Annotated in this window: 17 protein-coding genes; 10 read left to right on the plus strand and 7 right to left on the minus strand. The window is 66.5% G+C overall.

Annotated elements, in window-relative coordinates:
* Nucleotides 1–8: 8 nt before the first annotated feature.
* Nucleotides 9–1,343 (plus strand): TolC family outer membrane protein, encoded by a 1,335-nt coding sequence (locus AAFF19_RS13490; RefSeq protein WP_182120065.1) that lies wholly within the window; start codon nt 9–11, stop codon nt 1,341–1,343.
* 36 nt (nt 1,344–1,379) lie between these two features.
* Here the strand turns inward: AAFF19_RS13490 and AAFF19_RS13495 are convergent, their stop codons facing one another.
* Together AAFF19_RS13495 and AAFF19_RS13500 are read right to left on the minus strand one after the other, a co-directional pair.
* Nucleotides 1,380–2,741, minus strand: a complete 1,362-nt coding sequence (locus AAFF19_RS13495; protein WP_342720346.1) for a 3-deoxy-D-manno-octulosonic acid transferase — start codon at nt 2,739–2,741, stop codon at nt 1,380–1,382.
* A gap of 25 nt (nt 2,742–2,766) precedes the next feature.
* A complete protein-coding gene (locus tag AAFF19_RS13500; RefSeq protein WP_342720347.1) occupies nt 2,767–4,155 on the minus strand; it encodes a phosphomannomutase/phosphoglucomutase in 1,389 nt (462 codons plus the stop codon).
* Nucleotides 4,156–4,287: 132 nt separating this feature from the next.
* On the opposite strand from AAFF19_RS13500, the gene AAFF19_RS13505 reads away from it, so the two are divergent.
* From AAFF19_RS13505 to AAFF19_RS13520, 4 genes are all read left to right on the plus strand, one after another.
* The gene (locus AAFF19_RS13505) at nt 4,288–5,850 is read left to right on the plus strand and encodes an AlkA N-terminal domain-containing protein (RefSeq protein ID WP_342720348.1); all 1,563 of its coding nucleotides are present in this window, start codon (nt 4,288–4,290) and stop codon (nt 5,848–5,850) included.
* 62 nt (nt 5,851–5,912) lie between these two features.
* Nucleotides 5,913–6,461: a methylated-DNA--[protein]-cysteine S-methyltransferase gene (locus tag AAFF19_RS13510; RefSeq protein WP_342720349.1), complete on the plus strand. Its 549-nt coding sequence runs from the start codon at nt 5,913–5,915 to the stop codon at nt 6,459–6,461.
* Nucleotides 6,458–7,384 carry an EamA family transporter gene (locus AAFF19_RS13515; RefSeq protein ID WP_008906881.1) on the plus strand — a complete coding sequence of 309 codons (927 nt, stop codon included), beginning with the start codon at nt 6,458–6,460 and terminating at the stop codon, nt 7,382–7,384. The genes AAFF19_RS13510 and AAFF19_RS13515 overlap by 4 nt, the downstream gene beginning before the upstream one ends.
* A gap of 154 nt (nt 7,385–7,538) precedes the next feature.
* The gene (locus AAFF19_RS13520; RefSeq protein ID WP_342720350.1) at nt 7,539–11,369 is read left to right on the plus strand and encodes an EAL domain-containing protein; all 3,831 of its coding nucleotides are present in this window, start codon (nt 7,539–7,541) and stop codon (nt 11,367–11,369) included.
* Between the two features lie 284 nt (nt 11,370–11,653).
* On the opposite strand, the gene AAFF19_RS13525 is transcribed toward AAFF19_RS13520, so the two are convergent.
* Nucleotides 11,654–11,986: a hypothetical protein gene (locus AAFF19_RS13525; protein ID WP_008906883.1), complete on the minus strand. Its 333-nt coding sequence runs from the start codon at nt 11,984–11,986 to the stop codon at nt 11,654–11,656.
* A gap of 207 nt (nt 11,987–12,193) precedes the next feature.
* Here AAFF19_RS13525 and AAFF19_RS13530 point away from each other — a divergent pair, with 207 nt between their 5' ends.
* Both AAFF19_RS13530 and AAFF19_RS13535 read left to right on the plus strand, forming a co-directional pair.
* Nucleotides 12,194–12,376, plus strand: coding sequence for a hypothetical protein (locus AAFF19_RS13530; protein WP_008906884.1), 183 nt, complete (start codon nt 12,194–12,196; stop codon nt 12,374–12,376).
* A gap of 49 nt (nt 12,377–12,425) precedes the next feature.
* A complete protein-coding gene (locus AAFF19_RS13535; RefSeq protein ID WP_182120071.1) occupies nt 12,426–12,827 on the plus strand; it encodes a TerB family tellurite resistance protein in 402 nt (133 codons plus the stop codon).
* Between the two features lie 50 nt (nt 12,828–12,877).
* Here the strand turns inward: AAFF19_RS13535 and AAFF19_RS13540 are convergent, their stop codons facing one another.
* On the minus strand, nt 12,878–13,762 hold the full coding sequence (locus AAFF19_RS13540) for a LysR family transcriptional regulator (RefSeq protein ID WP_182120072.1): 885 nt from the start codon (nt 13,760–13,762) through the stop codon (nt 12,878–12,880).
* Between the two features lie 128 nt (nt 13,763–13,890).
* Here AAFF19_RS13540 and AAFF19_RS13545 point away from each other — a divergent pair, with 128 nt between their 5' ends.
* On the plus strand, nt 13,891–14,289 hold the full coding sequence (locus AAFF19_RS13545; RefSeq protein WP_008906887.1) for a hypothetical protein: 399 nt from the start codon (nt 13,891–13,893) through the stop codon (nt 14,287–14,289).
* A 250-nt stretch (nt 14,290–14,539) separates the two neighbouring features.
* On the opposite strand, the gene AAFF19_RS13550 is transcribed toward AAFF19_RS13545, so the two are convergent.
* From AAFF19_RS13550 to AAFF19_RS13560, 3 genes are all read right to left on the minus strand, one after another.
* Nucleotides 14,540–15,391: an endonuclease/exonuclease/phosphatase family protein gene (locus tag AAFF19_RS13550; protein ID WP_342720351.1), complete on the minus strand. Its 852-nt coding sequence runs from the start codon at nt 15,389–15,391 to the stop codon at nt 14,540–14,542.
* Nucleotides 15,392–15,702: 311 nt separating this feature from the next.
* Nucleotides 15,703–16,293, minus strand: a complete 591-nt coding sequence (locus AAFF19_RS13555) for a lysophospholipid acyltransferase family protein (RefSeq protein ID WP_342720352.1) — start codon at nt 16,291–16,293, stop codon at nt 15,703–15,705.
* Nucleotides 16,294–16,444: 151 nt separating this feature from the next.
* Nucleotides 16,445–18,358 carry a propionate--CoA ligase gene (locus AAFF19_RS13560; protein WP_182120076.1) on the minus strand — a complete coding sequence of 638 codons (1,914 nt, stop codon included), beginning with the start codon at nt 18,356–18,358 and terminating at the stop codon, nt 16,445–16,447.
* A gap of 155 nt (nt 18,359–18,513) precedes the next feature.
* On the opposite strand from AAFF19_RS13560, the gene AAFF19_RS13565 reads away from it, so the two are divergent.
* Together AAFF19_RS13565 and chrA are read left to right on the plus strand one after the other, a co-directional pair.
* Nucleotides 18,514–19,464, plus strand: coding sequence for a chromate resistance protein ChrB domain-containing protein (locus AAFF19_RS13565; RefSeq protein WP_008906891.1), 951 nt, complete (start codon nt 18,514–18,516; stop codon nt 19,462–19,464).
* On the plus strand, nt 19,461–20,825 hold the full coding sequence (gene chrA / locus AAFF19_RS13570) for a chromate efflux transporter (RefSeq protein ID WP_008906892.1): 1,365 nt from the start codon (nt 19,461–19,463) through the stop codon (nt 20,823–20,825). Before AAFF19_RS13565 ends, chrA begins: the two co-directional genes overlap by 4 nt.
* Nucleotides 20,826–20,848 lie beyond the last annotated feature (23 nt).

The following is a 20,848-nucleotide window of genomic DNA, read 5'->3' on the forward strand; positions in this document are numbered from 1 at the left end:
GGACCTCCATGACCCCGCATCGGCCCCTTTCCCTGTCCCTTCTGTCGCTGGCGCTTGGCGCCGCGCTGTGCGCTCCGGCGCATGCCCAGAGCCTGCTGGAACTGGTGGAATCGGCCCGCACCTATGACACCACCTGGCAGTCCGCCCGCGCCCAGCTCGATGCCGCAGCGCGCCGCGCGGACCAGGCCCGCGCGGGCCTCTTGCCCAGTGCCGGGCTCACGGCCGGGCTCAGCCGCGCCAATGTGGAGCTGAGCCGCCCACCGGTGGAGAACACCGGTACCCAGCAGACCGTGGGCGTGCAGGCATCGCAGCCCCTGTTCCGCCCGGCCAACCGTATCGGCTTCGAGCAGGGCCAGCGCGGCATCGATGTGGCCCAGGCCCAGCTGGACGCCGCCACACAAGACCTGCTGGTGCGCGTGAGCCAGGCCTACTTTGACGTGCTGGCGGCCCAGGACACCCTGGCCTTCGTGCGCGCACAGAAGGTGGCGGTGTCCGAGCAGCTGTCGTTCGCCAAGCGCAACTTCGAGGTGGGCACCACCACTGTCACCGACTCGCGTGAAGCCCAGGCCCGCTACGACCTGGTGATTGCCCAGGAGATCGCCGCCGAGAACGACCTGCGCGTCAAGCGCCTGGCGCTCGATCAGCTGGTGGGCATCAGCGGCGCCGACCCCCGCCCCCTTGCGCTGCCCGTGCCATTGCCCACGGTACAGCCCGACAACGTCACCACCTGGGTGGACACTGCGCGCGACCAGCAACCCGGCGTGCGCCAGGCCGCGATCGCGCTCGACATTGCCCGGCTGGAAACGAAGAAGGCCGAAACCGGCCACCTGCCCACGGTGGATCTGCAGGTGGGCTACAACGTCACGCGCAATCCCAACGGCACGGTGCAGTCGCCCGGGCTGAACAGCCGCACCAACAGCGCGAGCGTGGGCGTGGCGCTCAACCTTCCCCTGTTTGCGGGCTTTGCGGTGCAAAACCGCGTCAAGGAAACGCTGGCGCTCGAAGAAAAAGCCGCCGCCGACCTCGAAACCACCCGCCGCAACGTGGCCCAGGCCACCCGCGCCGCGTTCTTTGGTGTGCAGTCGGGGCTGGGCCAGGTGAAGGCGCTTGAAGCCGCCGAGGCCTCCAGCCAGAGTGCGCTGGATGCCAACAAGCTCGGCTACCAGGTGGGTGTGCGCATCAACATTGACGTGCTCAACGCGCAAAGCCAGCTCTTTCAGACCAAGCGCGATCTGGCCCAGGCCCGCTACAACGTGCTGCTGGGCACGCTCAAGCTGCGCCAGGCCGCGGGCACGCTCACTCAGCAGGACATCGAGGCGATCAACGCCCTGCTGGCAAAATAAGCATCAAATGAGGCTCTAGCGCTTGATGGATAAGCGCTAGCAGCTATCAATTTGGTAGTTTTCTGCCGATGCCAGCAAGCTCGCTACCGCAGCGGCGGTAGCGCTGGCGGCGCCCCGGTGGGCGGCCGCAAAGCGCAGCGTCACATCGCGCACGGCGGCATGGCGCCCTGGGTCGCGGGCCAGTGCGCACGCCGCCGCCACGCCAGCGGCCATGTCACCCACCCGCTGCGCGGCCCCCGCCGCACAGGCCCGCTCGGCCGCTTCGGCAAAGTTGAAGGTGTGCAGGCCCAGCACCACGGGGCAGCCGCACGCCGCCGCCTCGATCAGGTTCTGGCCCCCCAGCGGGGCAAAGCTGCCACCCAGCAAGGCCACATCCGCCAGGCCGTAGTACAGCGCCATTTCGCCCAGCGAATCGCCCAGCCAGACATCGGCAGGTTCTGGCCCGGCCGCCCAGAGGCTGCGGCAAGATACGCTGAGCCCAGCGCGCTCTAGCAGCTGCCGAACCTCGTCAAACCGTTGCGGGTGGCGCGGCACGACGAGCCACTGCACCGGGTTCGCTTCACTATTGATAGCTGCCAGCGCTTGTCCATCAAGAGCCGAGGCCATTTTTTGCTTGATATTTTCAAGCCACATCGTCTCTTCACCCTCGCGGCTGCTGGCCAGCAGGACCACCGGGCGGCCGGTGCTGGCGCGCCAGGCGCGGCCATGGGCCAGCTGGGCGGCGTCGGGCACCACATCGAACTTGAGGTTGCCCAACACGCCGTGCACCGGGGCGCCGATGGCGCGCAGGCGCGCGGCATCGTCCTCGGTCTGCGCCCAGACGGCCGCCAGGCCCGCATAGGCGGGCCGCGCCAGCCAATGCAGGCGCTGAGACTTGCGCAATGATTTTTCGTTGAAGCGCGCGTTGGCCAGCACCAGCGGCACACCGCGCTGTCGGCAGCCCGCCACCAGGTTGGGCCAGACCTCCGTCTCCATGAGGATGCCGATCACCGGGTGAAACTTGCTTAAAAACCGGGCCACGGCACCCGGGGTATCCCACGGCAGCCACACCTGCACGTCGCCCGGCTGCAGCAGCTTCTCGCCCTCGGCCCGCCCCGTGGCCGTACCGTGCGTGAGCAAGAGGCGCATGCCCGGGAACTGTGCGCGCAGCGCGGCCAGCAAGATGGCTGCTGCCCGCGTTTCACCCAGCGACACCGCGTGCACCCACACGAAACCGCCCAGCGGGTCGCTGACGCTGGGTGAGACCAGGCTGTCAATCGGGGGCGGATAGCGGCCAAACCGCTCCCCCACTGCCTGGCCATAGCCGGGCTCAGCCACGGCACGGCGGCGCAGCTTGCGGCGCAGCAAGGGCTGCGCGCACCAGGTCACCACGCTATACAGGGCGCGTGCAGCGTTCATGGGAAAGGTTCAGCCTGCGCGCGCGTCAGTGGCTTGCCGCGCCCACCTGCGCATCGGGCTTGACCCGGTGCAGCAGGGCCAGCATGGCCGCTTCGATACGGGCCAGGGCCTCGGGGGTGTGGCCTTCAAAACGCAGCACCAGCACCGGCGTGGTGTTGCTGGCGCGGATCAGGCCAAAGCCATCGGGCCAGTCCACGCGCAGGCCGTCAATGGTGCTGATGGCGGCAGGCGCGGCAAAGGTCTCCGCGGCCAGGGCCTGCAATTCAGCCGTGAGGCGATGTGGTTCGCCCTCGGCGCAGGCCACGTTCAGCTCGGGGGTGGAGTGGCTGGTGGGCAGCGCATTGAGCACCGCGCTCGGGTCGGCGCTTTTGCTCAAGATCTCCAGCAGGCGGCAGCCGGCATACGTACCGTCGTCAAAGCCGTACCACCGTTCCTTGAAAAAGATGTGGCCGCTCATCTCGCCGCCCAGCGGGGAGTTTGTCTCCTTCATGCGCGCCTTGATGAGCGAGTGGCCGGTCTTGAACATCACCGGCACGCCGCCCGCGGCCGCAATGGCAGGCGCCAGGCGCTGGGTGCACTTCACGTCGAAGATGATTTCGCCGCCGGGCACGCGCGAGAGCACGTCTTGCGCAAACAGCATCATCTGGCGGTCGGGGAAGATGTTGGTGCCTTCCTTGGTCACGATGCCCAGGCGGTCGCCGTCGCCGTCAAACGCCAGGCCCAGCTCGGCGTCGCTGGCCTTCAGGGCCTCGATCAAATCACGCAGGTTCTCGGGCTTGCTCGGGTCGGGGTGGTGGTTGGGGAAGTTGCCGTCCACCTCGGAGAACAGCTCGATCACCTCGCAGCCCAGGGCGCGGAAGATGTCCGGCGCCGAGGCACCGGCAATGCCGTTGCCGCAGTCCACCACGATCTTGATCGGGCGGGCCAGTTTCACATCGCCCACGATGCGTTCGCGGTACGCGGGCAGCACGTCCACAGGGCGCACCGAGCCGCCGGGCAGCAGCTGCCAGGTTTCCTGCTCCATGGTGCGGCGAAGCTGCTGGATTTCTTCGCCATAAATGGCGCGGCCGTTCAGCACCATCTTGAAGCCGTTGTAGTCCCTGGGGTTGTGGCTGCCCGTGACCTGAATACCGCTGGCACACAGCGTGCTGGCTGCAAAGTACAGCAGCGGCGTCGTCACCAGGCCCACATCGATCACCTCCATGCCAGCCTCCACCAGCCCCTGGATCAGCGCACCCGAGATGGCCGGGCCTGACAGGCGCCCATCGCGCCCCACTGCCACGGTGGTCTGGCCTTCGGCGCGGGCTGCCGTGCCAAAGGCCCGGCCCAGGCCCAGGGCCACTTCTTCGTTCAGCGTGGACGGCACAATGCCGCGGATATCGTAGGCTTTGAAAATGGCGGGGGTGGGCTGCACGCAGGGGGCCTTTCGCGATGGGTTGACACGGTCTTGAAGTCCGCAGCATTGTAGGCGTGGCACTTTGGCCGCCGCTGGGCACATGTCCGAAAACGGCCAGTGCACGGCCGCCGGCCTCCTATCATTGGGCGCATGACCTCGCCTGCCCTGCCCCTTGCCGCCGATACCGCCCGGGACGAAGGCCGCTACCTGGCCGTGCTGGCGCGTGATGCACGGTTTGACGGGCATTTCTTCACGGCCGTGACCTCCACCGGCATCTACTGCCGCCCGGTGTGCGCCGTGCGTGCGCCCCGGCGCGAGAACTGCCGTTTTTTTGTGCTGGCCGCGCAGGCGGAAAGCGCCGGGTTTCGCCCCTGTCTGTGCTGCCGGCCCGAAGTCGCCCCGCAGGCGCTGGTGTGGTCGGTGCAGGACGCGAGCAACATCCTGGTGCAGCAGGCCGTGCGCCTGCTGGATGCCCCCGACCTGTGGCCCGCGCCGACCGCGCCGGGCGAAGGCAGCGCCACCGTGGCCCGGCTGGCCGCACGCCTGGGTGTGAGCGACCGGCACCTGCGCCGTATTTTTGAGGCGGCCCTGGGCGTGTCGCCCTTGCAATACCTGCAGACACGCCGGCTGCTCACGGCCAAACAGCTGCTCACCGACACCCCCATGCCCGTTACCCAGGTCGCTTTGGCCAGCGGCTTTGCGAGTGTGCGGCGCTTCAATGCAGCGTTTTCGGGCCACTATGGCCTGAACCCCACACAGCTGCGGCGCAGCGGCACCACCGCATGGGCGCAATCCACCAGCACGCTGCGCCTGGCCTGGCGCCCGCCGCTGGATGTGCCTGCGCTGCTGGCATTTTTTGAACGGCGGCAGTTCCACGGCGTGGAATGGGTGGTGCCGCAGGAGGCCACGCTGCGGCGCACGGTACGTCTGCCCGCCTCCTGCACCGGCCTGACGGGCGAAACCACGGGCTGGTTCAGCGCACGCTTTGACACGCCCCGCCACCAGGTGCTGCTGCAGACCAGCGACAGCCTGTACCCCATGCTGCCGCTCGTGATCCGCCGCGTGCGCGCCATGCTCGACCTGGACGCCGACCCCGCGGCCATCAACGCCGTGCTGCACGCGCACTTTCCGCAGGGCGACGGCTTGCGCGTGCCCGGTGCGTTCGATGGCTTCGAGCTGGCCGTGCGCGCCGTGCTGGGCCAGCAGATCACCGTGGCCGCTGCTCGCACCCTGGGCCAGCGGCTGGTGGAGCGGCTGGGTGAGCCCATCGAAACGCCCTGGCCCGGCCTGAACCGCCTGTTCCCCACCGCTGCCACGCTGGCAGCGGCCGACGGAGATACCTTGGGCCAGCTGGGCATCGTGCGCCAGCGCCAGGCGGCCATCGTGGCCCTGGCCCGCGCTGTGGAGGGCGGCACACTGGCCTTGCACGCGGGTGCCGACGTGGCCAGCACCACGGCCGCGCTGTGTGCCCTGCCCGGTATTGGCGACTGGACGGCCCAGTACATCGCCATGCGCGTGCTGCGCTGGCCCGATGCGTTTCCGGCCGGGGATGTGGCGCTGCACAAGGCGCTGGGCGTGCAGGGGCACAAGAACCCGGCCCGCGCTGCCGCCGAGGCCTCGCAGGCCTGGCGGCCGTGGCGCAGCTATGCGGTGCTGCGCGCCTGGGCGGCAGGTGCAGCTGCGCCAGCGCCTTCAGAACTATCAAAAACATAGCTGCCAGCGCATATCCAGCAAGCGCTGGAGGCCAATTTCATCTAAAAATCCAGATTTCAACCATGCAATTTCATCCCCACACCGTGCAGTTGCGCACTTCCACCCTGCTCGGGCCCGTGCGCCTGGCGGCATCACCTACCGGCCTGGCGGGCGTCTGGTTTGAGGGCCAGCGGCACGAACCCGGTATGCAGCTTTACGGCCCCGCCGCCTGGCCGTGCGTGCCCGGCCACGCGCTGCTGAAGGAGGCGGCCCAGCAGCTGGAGCAATACTTTGCCGGTCAACGGGCGGGGTTTGACCTGCCACTGGACTTTTCGGGCGGCACGCCCTTCCAGCAGGCCGTGTGGCAGGCCCTGCTGGCGATCGGCCGGGGCGCCACCACCAGCTATGGCGCCTTGGGCCGCCAACTGGGCCGCCCCCTGGCCGTGCGCGCCGTGGGCGCCGCCGTGGGGCGCAACCCCCTCAGCGTGGTCGTGCCCTGCCACCGCGTGGTGGGCTCGGACGGCAGCCTGACGGGCTATGCCGGTGGCCTCGACCGGAAGACGGCCTTGCTGAGGCTGGAGAATGCGGGGCCTGCCACCGCTTACAACTTTCCACCGCAAGGATTCGCATGAACAGCCCCGGCAACCAGCCCGTATCCACCTGGATCGGCGAATTCATTGCGCTGGCGGCGCTCTGGGGCGCATCGTTTCTGTTCATGCGGCTGGGCGCTTCAGAGTTCGGGCCCCTGCCCACGGCCGGGTTGCGCGTGGCCCTGGCTACGGTGTTCCTCTGGCCGATCATGCTGCGCCAGGGCCACGGCGGCGCGCTGCGCCAGCACTGGCGCCCCATTCTGTTCGCGGGGGTCATCAACTCGGCCATTCCGTTTGCATTGTTCTCGTGGGCGGTGCTGCACATTGCCACGGGGTTGACCTCCATCCTCAACGCCACGGTGCCGCTGTTTGGCGCGCTGGTGGCCTGGGCGTGGCTGGGCGACCGCATCAACCGCCTGCGCTGGCTGGGGCTGGCGCTGGGTTTTGTGGGCGTGGCCCTGCTGGCGTGGCGGGCGCCATCGGGCACGGGTTTCAAGACCGACAGCGCCCACTGGGCCATCGCCGCCTGCCTGCTCGCCTCGGCGTTCTATGGGCTGTCGGCCAGCTTTGCGCGGCGCTATCTCACCGGCATTCCACCGCTGGCCACTGCCACCGGCAGCCAGCTGGGTGCGGCGCTGGGCCTGGCCCTGCCCACGCTGTGGTTCTGGCCCGCGCAGATGCCCGGCCTGCGCGCCTGGGGCGCCATTCTGGCCATAGCCGTGCTGTGCACCGGCATTGCGTACATCCTGTACTTCCGCCTGATCGCCAGCGCCGGGCCCAGCCGGGCTCTGGCCGTGACCTTCATCACCCCGGTGTTTGCGGTGCTGTACGGCGCGCTCTTCCTGGGCGAGCGGATTACCCCCTGGATGATGGGCTGCGCCCTGGTGATCGTGTGCGGCACCCTGTTGTCAACCGGACTTATCAGGACGCTGCCCCTGCTGCGACCCGCCCCTGAACGGCCCTAAACTTGACGCATGGGTTTCTCACCGGGCGTTTGCCATCTGACCGAGTCCGCCTGCGGCAGGGGGTGGGGCCCTGCCACCCACACCAACGGTGGCGCCCCACGCGCTCGGTGGCCTGCGCGTGTTTTTCCGCCAGGTCTTGTGCGGGCGTTCTTTCATGGGTAACAACACCCTTTTGGCGGGCACGGCGGTCATGTCGCTGCTGCTGGTACTGGCATGGCTGCCCCCCAAAGAGGCGCTGACCCCGTCGCGCAGCACCCTGCTGCTGCTGGGCGTGGCCGGTGGCATTGTCTCGGTGCTGGCCTTTGCGGCCTTGCGCTGGAATGCCCCGGAACTGCGCGTGGCGGCCTACCCTACTGCGGCCAGCTTTCTGGCACTTTTTTTCGGCGCACCGGCGGCCATCGTCACGGCACTGATGGCCCTGGCCGCGGTGGTCTGGGCCGACCCGCAGAGCGCACTGCCAGCCACCGTGGTGCTTGGTATGGCGGTCACCAGTGGAATGCTGTGGCGCATGGTGGTCGCGCGCAGCGGCGTACCCCCTTGGGCTGCGGTGGTGGGCCTGACCCTCACCTTGCCGCTGGCAGTGGCCATCGGCCTGTGGGCCAGCAGCGGCGGGGCCGATGCGCTGCTGCCCTTGCCCTGGCACCACGGCGCCGGTGTGTTGATGCTGGGCGTGGGGCGCCTGCTGCTGGCCACCAAGGCGCGTGCCGAGCTTGCGCGCACCGACATCCAGCACACGCTCGGGCAGCAGGAGCAGCAACTGCAGCTGGCGCTCGATTCGATGGCGGGCGGGCGCTGGGAATGGGACGTGGCAGAGCGGCGATTTCGCTGCCATGGCAGTTTTTACGAGACCTTTGGCATCACCGCGGCGGATGCCGAAGCGCCCGACCTGTGGGACCGCTGGTATGCCCGGCGCCACCCCCAGGACGCCGAGCACAACGCCGCCAGGCTGGCGCGGGCGATGGACGGGCTGGAAGACAGCTACGAAGCCGAGTTCCGGGTGATGGACAACGAGGGCCGCTGGCACTGGCTCATGTCGCGCGGCACCGTGGCCACGCGCGATGCAGCCCACCGGCCCACCAGCCTGATCGGCATGGACGTGGACATCACCGCGCACCGCGAGGTGCAGGACGCGCTGCGCACCTCAGAGCTCAAATACACCACGTTCTACCAGACGCTGCCCGACCCTGCGGGCATCTCGCGCATCGCTGACGGCCGGTATCTGGACGTGAATCCGGCATTCTGCGAACTGCTGGGGCGACCGCGTGAGGAGGTGATCGGGCGCACCTCCACCGAACTACGGATCTGGGCCAGCGAACACGAGCGCACCCGCTTGGTGGAGACCTTCCTGCGCGAGGGCAAGGTGGACCGCCTGCCACTGGTGGCGCAGCGCGACGGTGTCCGCATACCCGGCCAGATGTCGGCACGCTCCGTGCTTGTGGATGGCGAAAACTGTTTTGTTTTCGTTTTCCACGACATGACCGAAGCCCACCGCGCGAGTGAAGAGTTGCGCGCCCTCAACGGCCTCTTGCAGCAGGCCGGCCGCCTTGCCCGGCTGGGTGCCTGGGAGGACGAACGCGGCAAGGGCCTGGTGTACTGGTCCGACGTGTGCCGGGACATCCACGGCCTGCCCCCGGGCTCTCCCGTGCCGCACGACTACATCAACCACCATGTGGCCCCGGCGTACCGGGACGCCCTGCGGGAGCGCGTGCGCCAGAGCATCCTCACGTGCACCGACTGGAGCATGGAGATGGAGATCGTACGCACCGATGGCCTCCTGGTGTGGGTGCGTGCCCGGGGCGAGCCGGTGGTCGAGAACGGGCGCGTAACCCGGTTGCGCGGCGTTGTGCAGGACATCGACGAAACCAAACGCGCCGAGCAGCGACTGCGCCAGTCCGAAGAGCGCTTCTCGCGCATCTTTCACCTCATGCCCTACCCCATGGGCCTGTCCCGCCGCAGTGACGGGCGCTATGTGGACATCAACGCCGCCTGGGTGGAGATGCTGGGCATCCCCCGCGAGGAAGCTCTGGGCCGCACGGCCGTGGAGCTGGGCATCTTCCCCGCGCCCGTGCGCGAGCGCCTGGTGGCCGAGGTGGAGCGCACGGGCCACCTTGCCAGCTACGAAGTCATCCTGAACGTGCGCAACGGACCGCCGCGCACGGTGCTGCAGTCAATGCGGGCCACCGAATTTGACGGAGAACCCTGCTGGCTTTTCTCGGTGCACGACATCACCGACCGCAAGCGCAGTGAAGAGCGGGTGCGGGAACGCGAGGAATTGCTGTCGCTCACCATTTCAGCCGCCTCCCTGGGCCTGTGGGACTGGAACCTGCAAACTGGCGAAATCACCGGCGACACCCGATGGCGCGCGATGCGCGGGATTGCCGCCGATGACGAACAGGCGCCCACCGGCCCCGTCGCGACGCAGTGGACCGCAGGCGTACCGCCGGACGACATGGACCGCATCACCGCCGAACTGGCGCGCCATACCGAACACCCCGCCACACCGTTTGATGCCACCTGGCGCGTCAACCCGCCCGGTGACCCGGCGCGCTGGGTGCGCAACCTGGGCAAGATCGTCGGCTTTGACGCAGCGGGGCGCCCCGAACGCATGCTGGGCGTGGCCATCGACGTCACCCCCCAGCGGGAGCAGGAGGTGTTGCTGCAGCGCCTGGCGCTGTTTGATGCCCTCACCGGCCTGCCCAACCGGGTGCTGCTGGCGCGCAAACTGCAGGAGTGCATGGACAAGGCACACAAGACCGGCAAGCAACTGGGCGTGGCCTATCTGGACCTGGACGGTTTCAAGCCCGTGAACGACCGCCTCGGCCATGGCGCGGGAGACCGCCTGCTCGTGGTGGTGGCCGGGCGCCTCACCCGCGCGCTGCGCCCGCTGGACACGGTGGCGCGCCTGGGCGGTGACGAATTCGTGATCCTCATGCCCGAACTGGAAACAGCCGACGACTGCGAACGCCTGCTCCACCGGTTGATGGAAAGCGTTTCAGCGCCGTACACGCTCGACACCGAGCGCGTCGTGGTCACGGCCAGCATTGGCTACACGGTGTTTCCGCAAGACGCCGCCGACGCCGACGCCCTGCTGCGCCACGCCGACCAGGCCATGTACGCCGCCAAGCAGGCCGGGCGCAACCGTTTTCACCAGTTCGACGCCGCGCAGGAACGTGCCCTGCAGGTGCTGCGCGAACAGGGCCGCCACCTGCGTGAAGCGCTGACGGCGTCGCAGTTCACGCTGTACCTGCAGCCCAAGGTGGACATGCGCAGCGGCGCAGTGGTGGGCGCAGAGGCGCTGGCCCGCTGGAACCACCCCGAGCGCGGCGTGGTGCCACCCGGCGATTTCCTGCCCCTGCTCGAAGGTACCGAACTGGAAATCAGCTTTGGCCAGTGGGTGGTGGAGACCGCACTCACCACTCTGGAGCAGCTTTCTGCGCAGGGCCTGAATCTGCCCGTGGGCATCAACATTGCCGCGCCCCACCTGCAGCACCCCGAGTTTTCAGACTGGATGGCCCGCTGCATCGCGCGCCACCCCGGCGTGCCCGCCCATCGGCTCGAAATTGAAATCACCGAGAGCGCCGCCCTGTACGACCTGGGCGCGGTGGCCCAGACCCTGACGGCACTGCGTGCCCAAGGGCTTGTCATTTCACTGGACGACTTCGGCACCGGCTATTCATCGCTGACCTACCTGCGCCGCCTGCCCATGGACACACTCAAGATCGACCAGAGTTTTGTGCACGGCATGATGAGCGACCCCGGCGATCTGGCCATCGTGCAGGGCGTGATCGGCCTGGCCCGCTCGTTCGGCTACCGGGTGATTGCCGAAGGCGTGGAAACAGTTGAGCAGGGGCAGATGCTGCTGCAGCTGGGTTGCCCCCAGGCGCAGGGGTATTGCATTGCACGGCCCATGCCGCTGGATGACTTTGTGGTGTGGACAGAGGGGTGGCTGCCGCCTGCGGGCTGGCAGCGGCAGCGGCCTCTCTAGACAAATAGGACTTCATCGCTTTATCCGCGTGAACTCGTAGCTATCGATTCCATAGCTCCCCTGCCTGCGATAACCCAGGTCCGCGGCCTCAACGCCGCCTCTCTCGCCGCTGCACTGCGTTACCCCGGCAAAAAAACGTTTCCGCGGCAACACCAGATCGTGATGACCGGGGCGTGCGGCAAGTGCCCAATGCCCTTGCCGTAACGTGAGCGCACCGCCTTATGCACCAAGGGCGGCGCGCGACACATCGCAACGGGTCCCGGCGCCTGCGTCATGCGTCATGCTTATTGCAAACCGGCCGAGCGCGGTACCCTGGATGGCGAGGTGCGCTTGATCTTGCGAAATACCGTGCGGACAGCACGTGCGAGCGCCTCGTCCAGCGCGGTGCGCCAGTCCCTGGCCACCGAGGAAACCACCACCAGTCCACGCCCTTCTGTTTTCACTGAAAGCTGGCAGCGCTTGTCGCACCCACCGCGCGGACCGTTGAGGTCCGACAGCTGGACTTCAGTACGGGGCACTTGCCAGCCGAGGCGGCGGAACACAAATCGCACCCGACGCTCGGCCTGATCGCGCATGTTGGAGCCTTCGGGGTCGCGTGTAAGAAAAAGCACTTGCATGACATGTCTCCTGGTTGAAGGAAGCCTCAAGACTAGGATGAGGGCAGCGCCGGAAACAGCAGGTTTTTCGGAAGCCTAACCTCGCACCGGACTGAGCAAATAAGCATCGGTTTTATCTACGTGTAGCTACGGTTTAAACAGGTTTTTCCACAAGCGTGGAGCACCTAAATTGCAGTGTCTGCAACACGACCCCGAAAGAACTCAATCATGAAAATCCGATACACGCTCGCCGCCGCTCTGCTGGGCAAATTCCACCACGTCCTAGAAGCCGTACGGACTCTTCTAGCTGCACCGGCCAGGTCTGCCCTGCAGCCAGTACGGATCCAGACGAAGGCAGAACGCCGCCTGCGGGCCGGCCACCTGCCCGGCCGCTATCGCCACTACGACTAGCCATCTCTCCCCACACGCCATTGCTCCCGAATCTGCACAGGAGGATTTCATGCGCAACTACCCCCACAACAGTCCTGAGGCCGCGGCCCGCATCGTGGCCCTGGTCCTGATATCAGACGGCAACGTCTGTCGTTCGGAGATCGATACGCTCAGGGATATGGAAGTTGAACAAGAACTGGGTATCGCGCCTGGTGCGTTCGCCCGCGTGGTCAGGGACCTCTGCGAAGATCTGCTGATGGGCGCACACAGCAACCGCTCCATGACCGCTTACCTGGATGAAAACATGCTGACATCGATGATGTCCGCGATCAGTGCGAAGCCCTTGCAGCACAAAGTCTTGCGCCTCGCCGCAGCGGCCGCACAGGCAGATCGCCATTTGGCCGAGGCCGAAGCTCGGGTGATGGCGTCGGCTAGCCGCCAGTGGACACCCGAGCCGATGACCGTGCCGTGATCCGGCGCACGCGCCATATGCAGCACATGGGGCTCAAGGCCGCCCGGGCGTCAGGCCTGCGCGCTGGCAGCAAGGATCTGCTTGACCAGCGGATGGTGCAGCCCGCGGCGCGAGCGGATGGCGTGGATTTCCTCGCGCACATCCTCGCACTGCCCCAGCAACCTGAGGCCGCGCATCTGCCCTACATCGCCCGCACCGAGCTGACTTACCGGAAACACTCCCATACCCCGCGCGGCAAACACCGCCAGCAGTGCGCTGTCTTCAAATTCGCCGACGATTCGCGGTTGGATACCCTTCGTGTCGAACCAGTGGTCAAGCGCCATGCGCAGCGCAGAGTGACCTGTGGGCAACAGCACGGGCAGGTTGTTCAGTGACAGGGGAAACCCCTCGCGCTGTGCCTTGCCCACCAGCTTGGCTGGCCCATACCAATGCACGCCCGAATCCACCAGCCGCTCACTGGTCAGCCGCAGGTTGGGGTTGCGCGGTGCCGACTGGCCGGCCAGCACGATATCGAGCTGGTGCAGGGCCAGTTCCGCCAGCAGTTGCTCGACTTCGCCTTCATGGCACACCAGCCTTAGATCGGGGGTTTCGAGCACTGGCGCAAGTAGCGCATGCGCGGCCAGCTTCGAAATCCCGTCTGACAGCCCAACGGAAAGCTGCGCCACACGGCCTGTGGCGGCCTCGCGCACCTCGTCCGGGAGCGACTGCCCAAGGGTGAAAATTTCCTCGGCACGTTTAAATGCGGCCTGCCCGGCAGGCGTGGGCGCAACCCCCCTGCCCGCCGGCTTGAGCAACTGGTGCCCCAGCTGCTTTTCCAGCTCGCGCACCTGGGCACTGATGGTCTGCACCGCCATGTCCAGGCGTTCGGCGGCCCGCGCAAAACCACCTTCCTTGATGACAACCCAAAAATAATAGAGGTGGCGGTAGTTCAACATGTCGAATCAGCTTCGGGAAAACCGCATCTTAGTTGCGGGCAGGGTTGGTTTATCCAGCGCCATTCCCTCGCCAGACTACGGGTTCTCGCACCAACTATCTGACCTATTTCGAAGAAGAGGAACAACACATGCTTTACATCGCCAACTGGACCCTTGTCATGCTGCTGTTTGCGCTGTGGTCGCTCGCGGCCTGGGCCTTTCATGGCGTGGTGGTCTGGGCGCTAACCGTGGCGCCCTCGCTCACCGGGCCGGCGGCCGACCTCTCGTCCGTGCCCATGCCCGCGTGGCTGCTGCAGTTTTTGCCCGTTGAGGCGATTCAGGGCCTGATCGTGGCACTGACCGAAACGTGGACCCTGCTGGCCGGATTCCTGCAGGCTGCGCCCTCGGTAGCCAGCGGCGTTACGGCCGTAACTTGGACCTTGTGGGGGCTGGGCAGCGCAGTGCTGCTGGCGGTGGGTGTGGGCATCCACCTGTGCGTATCGCTGTGGGCCCGTCGCAGCACGGGTGCAGCCAGGCTGTCGGCTTAGGCCGTGTAGCGCGCCAATCGGCGAATAGCCACGAGCGGCTCGACGCCCTGCTCGACCAGATCGGACAGATCGACCAGATCGGGCTGGGTACACCGCACGCAAACCAGCATCGTGCTCTGCCGCAAGATCGACCGCCGCAGCGTGGGGGCTTGAGCCTCAAGAAACTCCTTTTTTGATAGCTGCCAGCGCTTGCTGCATAAGCGCTAGAGGCCAAAAATCCTTGAAACCGATGGAGTACGTCAAGCGGGCGCTATCGCGCCACCAACCGTACGACCACAGGGCGATGGTCTGAGCCCAAATCTGGCCCATGGCCAGAGTCCACAAGCTGCCACCCCCTGGATGCCAGAACATGGTCGAGCGGCAGAACTGACAACCAGCCAAACGCGTTGGGCCAGCTCCGTGCCAAACCATTGGCGCGCCTGAGCTGCGAATCAATGGCAAACAAGCCTTTGGCCCAGGGCGTAGTGTTGAAATCCCCCGCCATCAAGGCCAGCCCGCCCGATTGCGACAAATGGTGCGTTTCCTCGACGAAGGCCTGGTCCCGGCGTTGCGCGTAGGTTGCATTCAGAGGCGGCATGGGGTGAATCGCACTGAGTCGAACGGGGCCACCTGCCCAAGTCACCGTGGCCCGCAGCCGCAGGGTGTCTTGCATGTCTGCAGGCTCCACCTTCTGCACCTCTGACAACGGGTAGCGCGACAGAATGGCCAGCCCAAACTGGTCGGGTTGCGGTGCCTCCACGCGATGCGGGTACCGTTGGGCAACTTCTGGCGATTGAAGGGCTTGCTGTGCCTGCCCCGTGAACTCCTGCAGAAACACCACATCCGGCGCCTCACCAGACACCAGCCAGCCCACCAAGCCACTGAAATCCGTGGTGTCAAAGTTCAGATTGGCGGTGGCCACCTGCAGCACAGGCCTGGCCCCCACAGGCTCGGTGCTGCGGTCCAGCGTGCCGGATTGCACAAAGAACGTAGCGGCCAGAACAAGGGAAGGTATGAGCGGCCACCAGGCGCGCTTTGCAACCACCAGCACCGCGAGACAAGTGATCCCCGCCACCAGATACACCCACTGCCAATGGGAGATCAGCTCCAGCGCCCATTGCACATCTTCAAATTCATGGAGGGGGATGATTCGGAGAATGGGTGCGCTCAGGCTGAAAATTGTGCACAGCCAAATGATCCACTGTGTTCTGGAAACAATGAAGCGTGCTATAGGAAAGTGAGGCATGAATCGGGTAACCCGCCGGAGGTGGGTCAGCTTGACTGATGATTAGACCGTTGCTAGTCGTTCGCCCGCTTGGGAAGCACTATTACATTGTTGCGTTTCTGCGCCCTGAAGTACTTCACTATTTATAGCTTCCCGTGCTTTCTGGATAAGCGCCAGCGGCCTATTTGATTCAGATTTTCCCAACCCCTTCAGGCCTCGAACTGCCCCGGGTTCTTGCCCTTGATGGGTGCATAGAACGCCTTGATGGCGGCCATGTCGGCCTCCACGTCGCCCGTAAGTTCGAACAGCGGCCCCAGGCCGCCGACCTTGCGCTCGTAGTCCACAAAGGCCAGCACGATGGGTACGCCCGCCTGCTGGGCGATGAAGTAAAAGCCCGTCTTCCAGTGCCGTGTCTTGCCGCGCGTGCCCTCGGGCGGCACGATGAGTTGCATGGGGCCGTCGGCGTCGCGCATGGCCTGGGCCGACAGGGCCACCAGGTTGCTGGCCTGGCCCCGGTTGACCGGAATGCCGCCCAGCCAGCGCATCAGGCCACCGAAGGGCCAGCGGAAGATGCTCTGCTTGCCCATCCAGTACACGCGCAGGCGCAGCACGAAGGCGAGCATCAGGGTGTAGGGCAGGTCCCAGTTGCTGGTGTGGGGTGCGGCAATCAGCACGCTCTTGGCAGCGTGCTGCGGTAGCTGGCCCTCCACCTTCCAGCCCGTGGCCTTGAGGATGGCGACGGACAGCCCGCGCAGCAGGGTGTTGATGACGGGTGTATCGAAAATGGTGTGATGGTGCATGGGAGGCGCGGCAGCCGAGGGCACCAAAGACTTCGGATACTTCTTGCTACAAAAAAACCGGGGCCAGTGTACCAAGCGAGCCACTGGCCCCGCTTTTCGCTGTCGAGGCTCCCAAACCGTCAGTTACCTGGTACACGCGCCGGGGTATTTTTTACCCCACCAACTCCTTGACCTGCTGCAGCGCGGCAGGGTCTTCCATCGTCGTCAAGTCGCCCGGGTCGCGCCGCTCGGCCACGGCCTGCAGGGCGCGTCGCAGCAGCTTGCCGCTGCGGGTCTTGGGCAGCACGGTCACAAAGTACACGCGCGATGGACGCGCTACGGCGCCGAGCTGGTTGTCCACCTGCTTCATCACCTCGCCTTCGAGCTTGAGGCGGGCGGCGTCGTCCGTCAGGCCCGAGGCATCACGTGGCACTGCAAACGCCATGGCCACCTGGCCCTTGAGGCTGTCGGCCACGCCCACCACGGCCACCTCGGCAATGTTGGGGTGCGACGAGATGGATTCCTCGATCTCGCGCGTGCCCAGGCGGTGGCCAGCCACGTTGATCACGTCATCCGTGCGGCCCAGGATGAAGTGGTAGCCGTCGGCATCGCGGATGCCCCAGTCAAACGTGCTGTAGATCAGCCGGCCGGGGATGCTCTTCCAGTAGGTGTTCACAAAGCGCTCATCGTCGCGCCACACGGTCTGCATGCAGCCGGGGGGCAGCGGCCCTTCGATGGCGACCACGCCCTTCTGGTTGGCGCCGGTCAGCTCTTCGCCATTGGTCTCGTCAATGAGCTTGACGTGGTAGCCATACATGGCCTTGCCCGGGCTGCCAAAGCGGGTGGTCTGCTGCTCCACGCCGTTGGCCAGGGTCAGGATGGGCCAGCCGGTTTCGGTCTGCCAGTAGTTGTCGATGATGGGCACGGCCAGTGCGCCGCTGATCCACTGGGCCGTGGGTTCGTCCAGCGGCTCGCCCGCCAGCCACAGGGCCTTGAGACTTTTCACGTTGTACTTGGCCAGATAGGCCGGGTCCTGCTTCTTCAGCACCCGCACCGCCGTGGGGGCCGAGAACATGTGGGTGACCTGGTACTTCTCCACAATGCTCCACCACACACCGGCATCGGGCCGCGTGGGCAGGCCCTCGTACATAATGGTCGTCATGCCCGCGATCAACGGGCCGTAGACGATGTAGCTGTGCCCCACCACCCAGCCGATGTCACTCGTGGCGAAGTACACGTCGCCCGCCTTGGCATCAAAGATGTGCTTCATGCTCGCAGCCAGCGCCACGGTGTAGCCACCCGTGTCGCGCTGCACGCCCTTGGGCTTGCCCGTGGTGCCGCTGGTGTACAGCGTGTAGCTGGGGTGGGTGGATTCCACCCATTCGCAGGGCACCACGGTGTTCAGATGCTGCTCGCGCAGGGCGGCCCAGTCGTGGTCGCGGCCGGCACGCATGGCGGCCGGGGCCAGGCCGCGGTCCACCATCAGCACGGCGGCGGGCTTGTGTCTGGACAGCGCAATGGCTTCGTCCAGCAGCGGCTTGTAGGGCACCACCTTGCCACCGCGCGAGCCTGCATCGGCGCTGACCACGGCCACCGGCTCCGCATCTTCAATGCGTGAAGCGAGCGAGCCCGAAGCGAAGCCGCCAAACACCACCGAATGCAGCGCGCCAATGCGCACGCAGGCCAGCATGGCAAACGCTGCCTCGGCAATCATCGGCATGTAGATGAGCACGCGGTCGCCCTTCTGCACGCCCAGGCTTTTCAGCACGGCTGCCATGCGCTGCACCTCGGCATGCAGCTCGGCAAAGCTGTAGCTGCGCTCGGTGTTGGTTTCGGTGGAGATTGCCACCAGCGCCGCCTGGCTGGCGCGTGTGGCCAGATGCCGGTCTACCGCGTTGTGGCACAGGTTGGTGGTGCCGCCCACAAACCATTTGGCAAACGGCGGCTTGCTGTAGTCACAGACCTGCTGCGGCGGCGTCTGCCAGTCGATGAGGCGGGCCTGCTCGGCCCAGAAGGCGTCAGGCTGCGCCAGGGACTGGCGGTAAAAGTCGGCGTAGGCGGTCATGGCGGCTTGTCTCCTCGGCATCTCTTCGGGTCCGTCGGGGTGGCGGGTTCTGAATTCATAATTATTCATAACGGACTTGCGGCAAGCTGACGAGGGGTGCCTTCACTCAATAGAGTGTTTTGTGGCGTAGATTTAAGAAATATATATTTCTATAATCAACGCATATACTTCACACAATGTGGTCCACCCTCATCATGACCTTGCCCACACAGCCCAATGCGGTGCGGCTGCGCATCTGGCGCCATCTCAAAACGCTGGGCTGCGCGGCCCTGCGCGATGGTGCCTATCTGCTGCCCCGGGAACACGCGGGCCTGCTGGCCCCCGTGGCCGAGCAGGTTCGCGAGCACGGCGGCACGGCCATGGTGTTGAGCATGGCGGCCACCGATGACGCCCAGCGCGCCGCCATTGAAGCGCTGTTTGACCGCACCGAAGCCTTCACCCAGTGGCGCGACACCGCCACCGCCCTGCAGGCCGACCTGGCGCAGCTCAGCGAAACCGATGCCCGCCGCCGCCTGCGCAGCATTGCCGACGCGCTGCAGGCGCTGCACCGCACCGACTACTACCCCGGCAGCGCAGCCACCCAGGCCGATGCCGACCTGGCCACACTGCGCCAGGCGGTGGATGCCTGCTTCTCCAAAGGCGAACCGGCGGCCCAGCCTGCGCATGGCATTGCGCGCCTGGACCGCACGAAGTTCCAGAACCGGCGCTGGACCACGCGCGCCCGGCCCTGGGTGGACCGCCTGGCCTGCGCCTGGCTGATCCGCCGCTTCATCGATCCGGGCGCGGTCTTTGTCTGGCTGCAGGACCCGGCCCAGGCGCCGCGCGGCGCACTGGGCTTTGACTTTGACGGTGCCCGCTTCACCCATGTGGGCGCGCGTGTGAGCTTTGAGGTGCTGGCCGCCAGCTTTGACCTGGATCGTGCCGACGCCCGGCTGCAGCGCCTGGCCCGGGTCGTGCATTACCTGGATGTGGGCGGCATCCCCGTGCCCGAGGCTGCGGGCCTGGAAGCCGTGCTGGCCGGGCTGCGCGAGGTACATGCCGATGACGACCAGCTGACCCAGGCCGCCGCCGCCGTGTTCGACGCGCTGTATGCCGCGCCCCTCCCCTCAAACCCCCTCGCCGCATGACAACATCCGCCAACGCCCCCACCCTGGAGCGCCCCGCCGCCGTCGGCTTTGGCGAGGCCCTGCGCTTCTGGCTCAAGCTCGGCTTCATCAGCTTCGGCGGTCCGGCCGGGCAGATCGCCATCATGCACACCGAGCTGGTCGAGCGGCGCCGCTGGATCAGCGAGACGCGCTTTCTGCACGCCCTCAACTACTGCATGCTGCTGCCCGGCCCCGAGGCGCAGCAACTGGCCACCTACATCGGCTGGCTGCTGCACCGCACCTGGGGCGGCATCGTGGCGGGCGCCTTGTTTGTACTGCCCTCGCTGTTCATCCTGATCGCGCTGTCCTGGGTGTATCTGCGCTTTGGCGATGTGCCGGTGGTGGCGGGCATCTTCTACGGCATCAAGCCCGCCGTCACAGCGCTGGTGTTGCACGCCGCGCACCGCATCGGCACGCGCGCGCTCAAGAACGGCTGGATGTGGGGCATCGCCGCCGCGTCCTTCGTGGCCATCTTTGCATTCCACACGCCCTTCCCGGCCATCGTGCTGGCGGCCGGGCTCATCGGCTACTTCGGTGCAAAGCGCTGGCCCGCCGTATTCGCACTCGGTGGCGGACATGGCAATACCCACAAGGGCTACGGCCCGGCGCTGATCGACGACGACACGCCCACGCCTGCCCACGCCCGCTTCTCGCGCAGCCACTTGGCGAAGGTGCTGGCGGCGGGCCTGCTGCTGTGGCTGGCAGCCATGGGCGTGCTGGTGGCCACGCAGGGCTGGCAAGGCACGCTCACGCAGATGGGCTGGTTCTTCACCAAAGCCGCGCTGCTGACCTTTGGCGGCGCCTACGCCGTGCTGCCTTACGTGTATCAGGGCGCGGTGGAACACTACCAGTGGCTCAGCGGCCCGCAGATGATCGACGGTCTGGCCCTGGGCGAGACCACGCCCGGCCCGTTGATCATGGTGGTGGCCTTTGTGGGCTTTGTCGGCGCCTGGCTGCAGCAGGTGTGGGGGCCGGACGCGCTGTTTGCCGGTGCCGCCACGGGCGCCGTGGTGGTCACCTTCGTCACTTTTCTGCCCTCGTTCATCTTCATTCTGGCCGGCGGTCCGGTGGTGGAGGCCACGCACGGCAAGCTCGGCTTCACCGCGCCGCTGTCGGCCATCACCGCCGCCGTGGTGGGCGTGATCCTGAACCTGGCGCTGTTCTTTGCCTGGCACCTGCTGTGGCCGCAAGGCTTTGGCGCGGCAATGGATGCGGTGTCGGCCGTGATCGCGCTCGCAGCCGGTGTGGCGCTGTTCCGCTTCAAGACCGGCGTGCTGAGCCTGCTGGCGGCGTGCGCGGTGGTCGGGCTGGCGGTGACGTTGTTCAGGCCCTGGCTCGCCTGAATCCAACCCCATGACGCTTCGAG

Source organism: Acidovorax sp. FHTAMBA, from assembly GCF_038958875.1.
Taxonomy (GTDB): Bacteria; Pseudomonadota; Gammaproteobacteria; order Burkholderiales; family Burkholderiaceae_C; genus Acidovorax.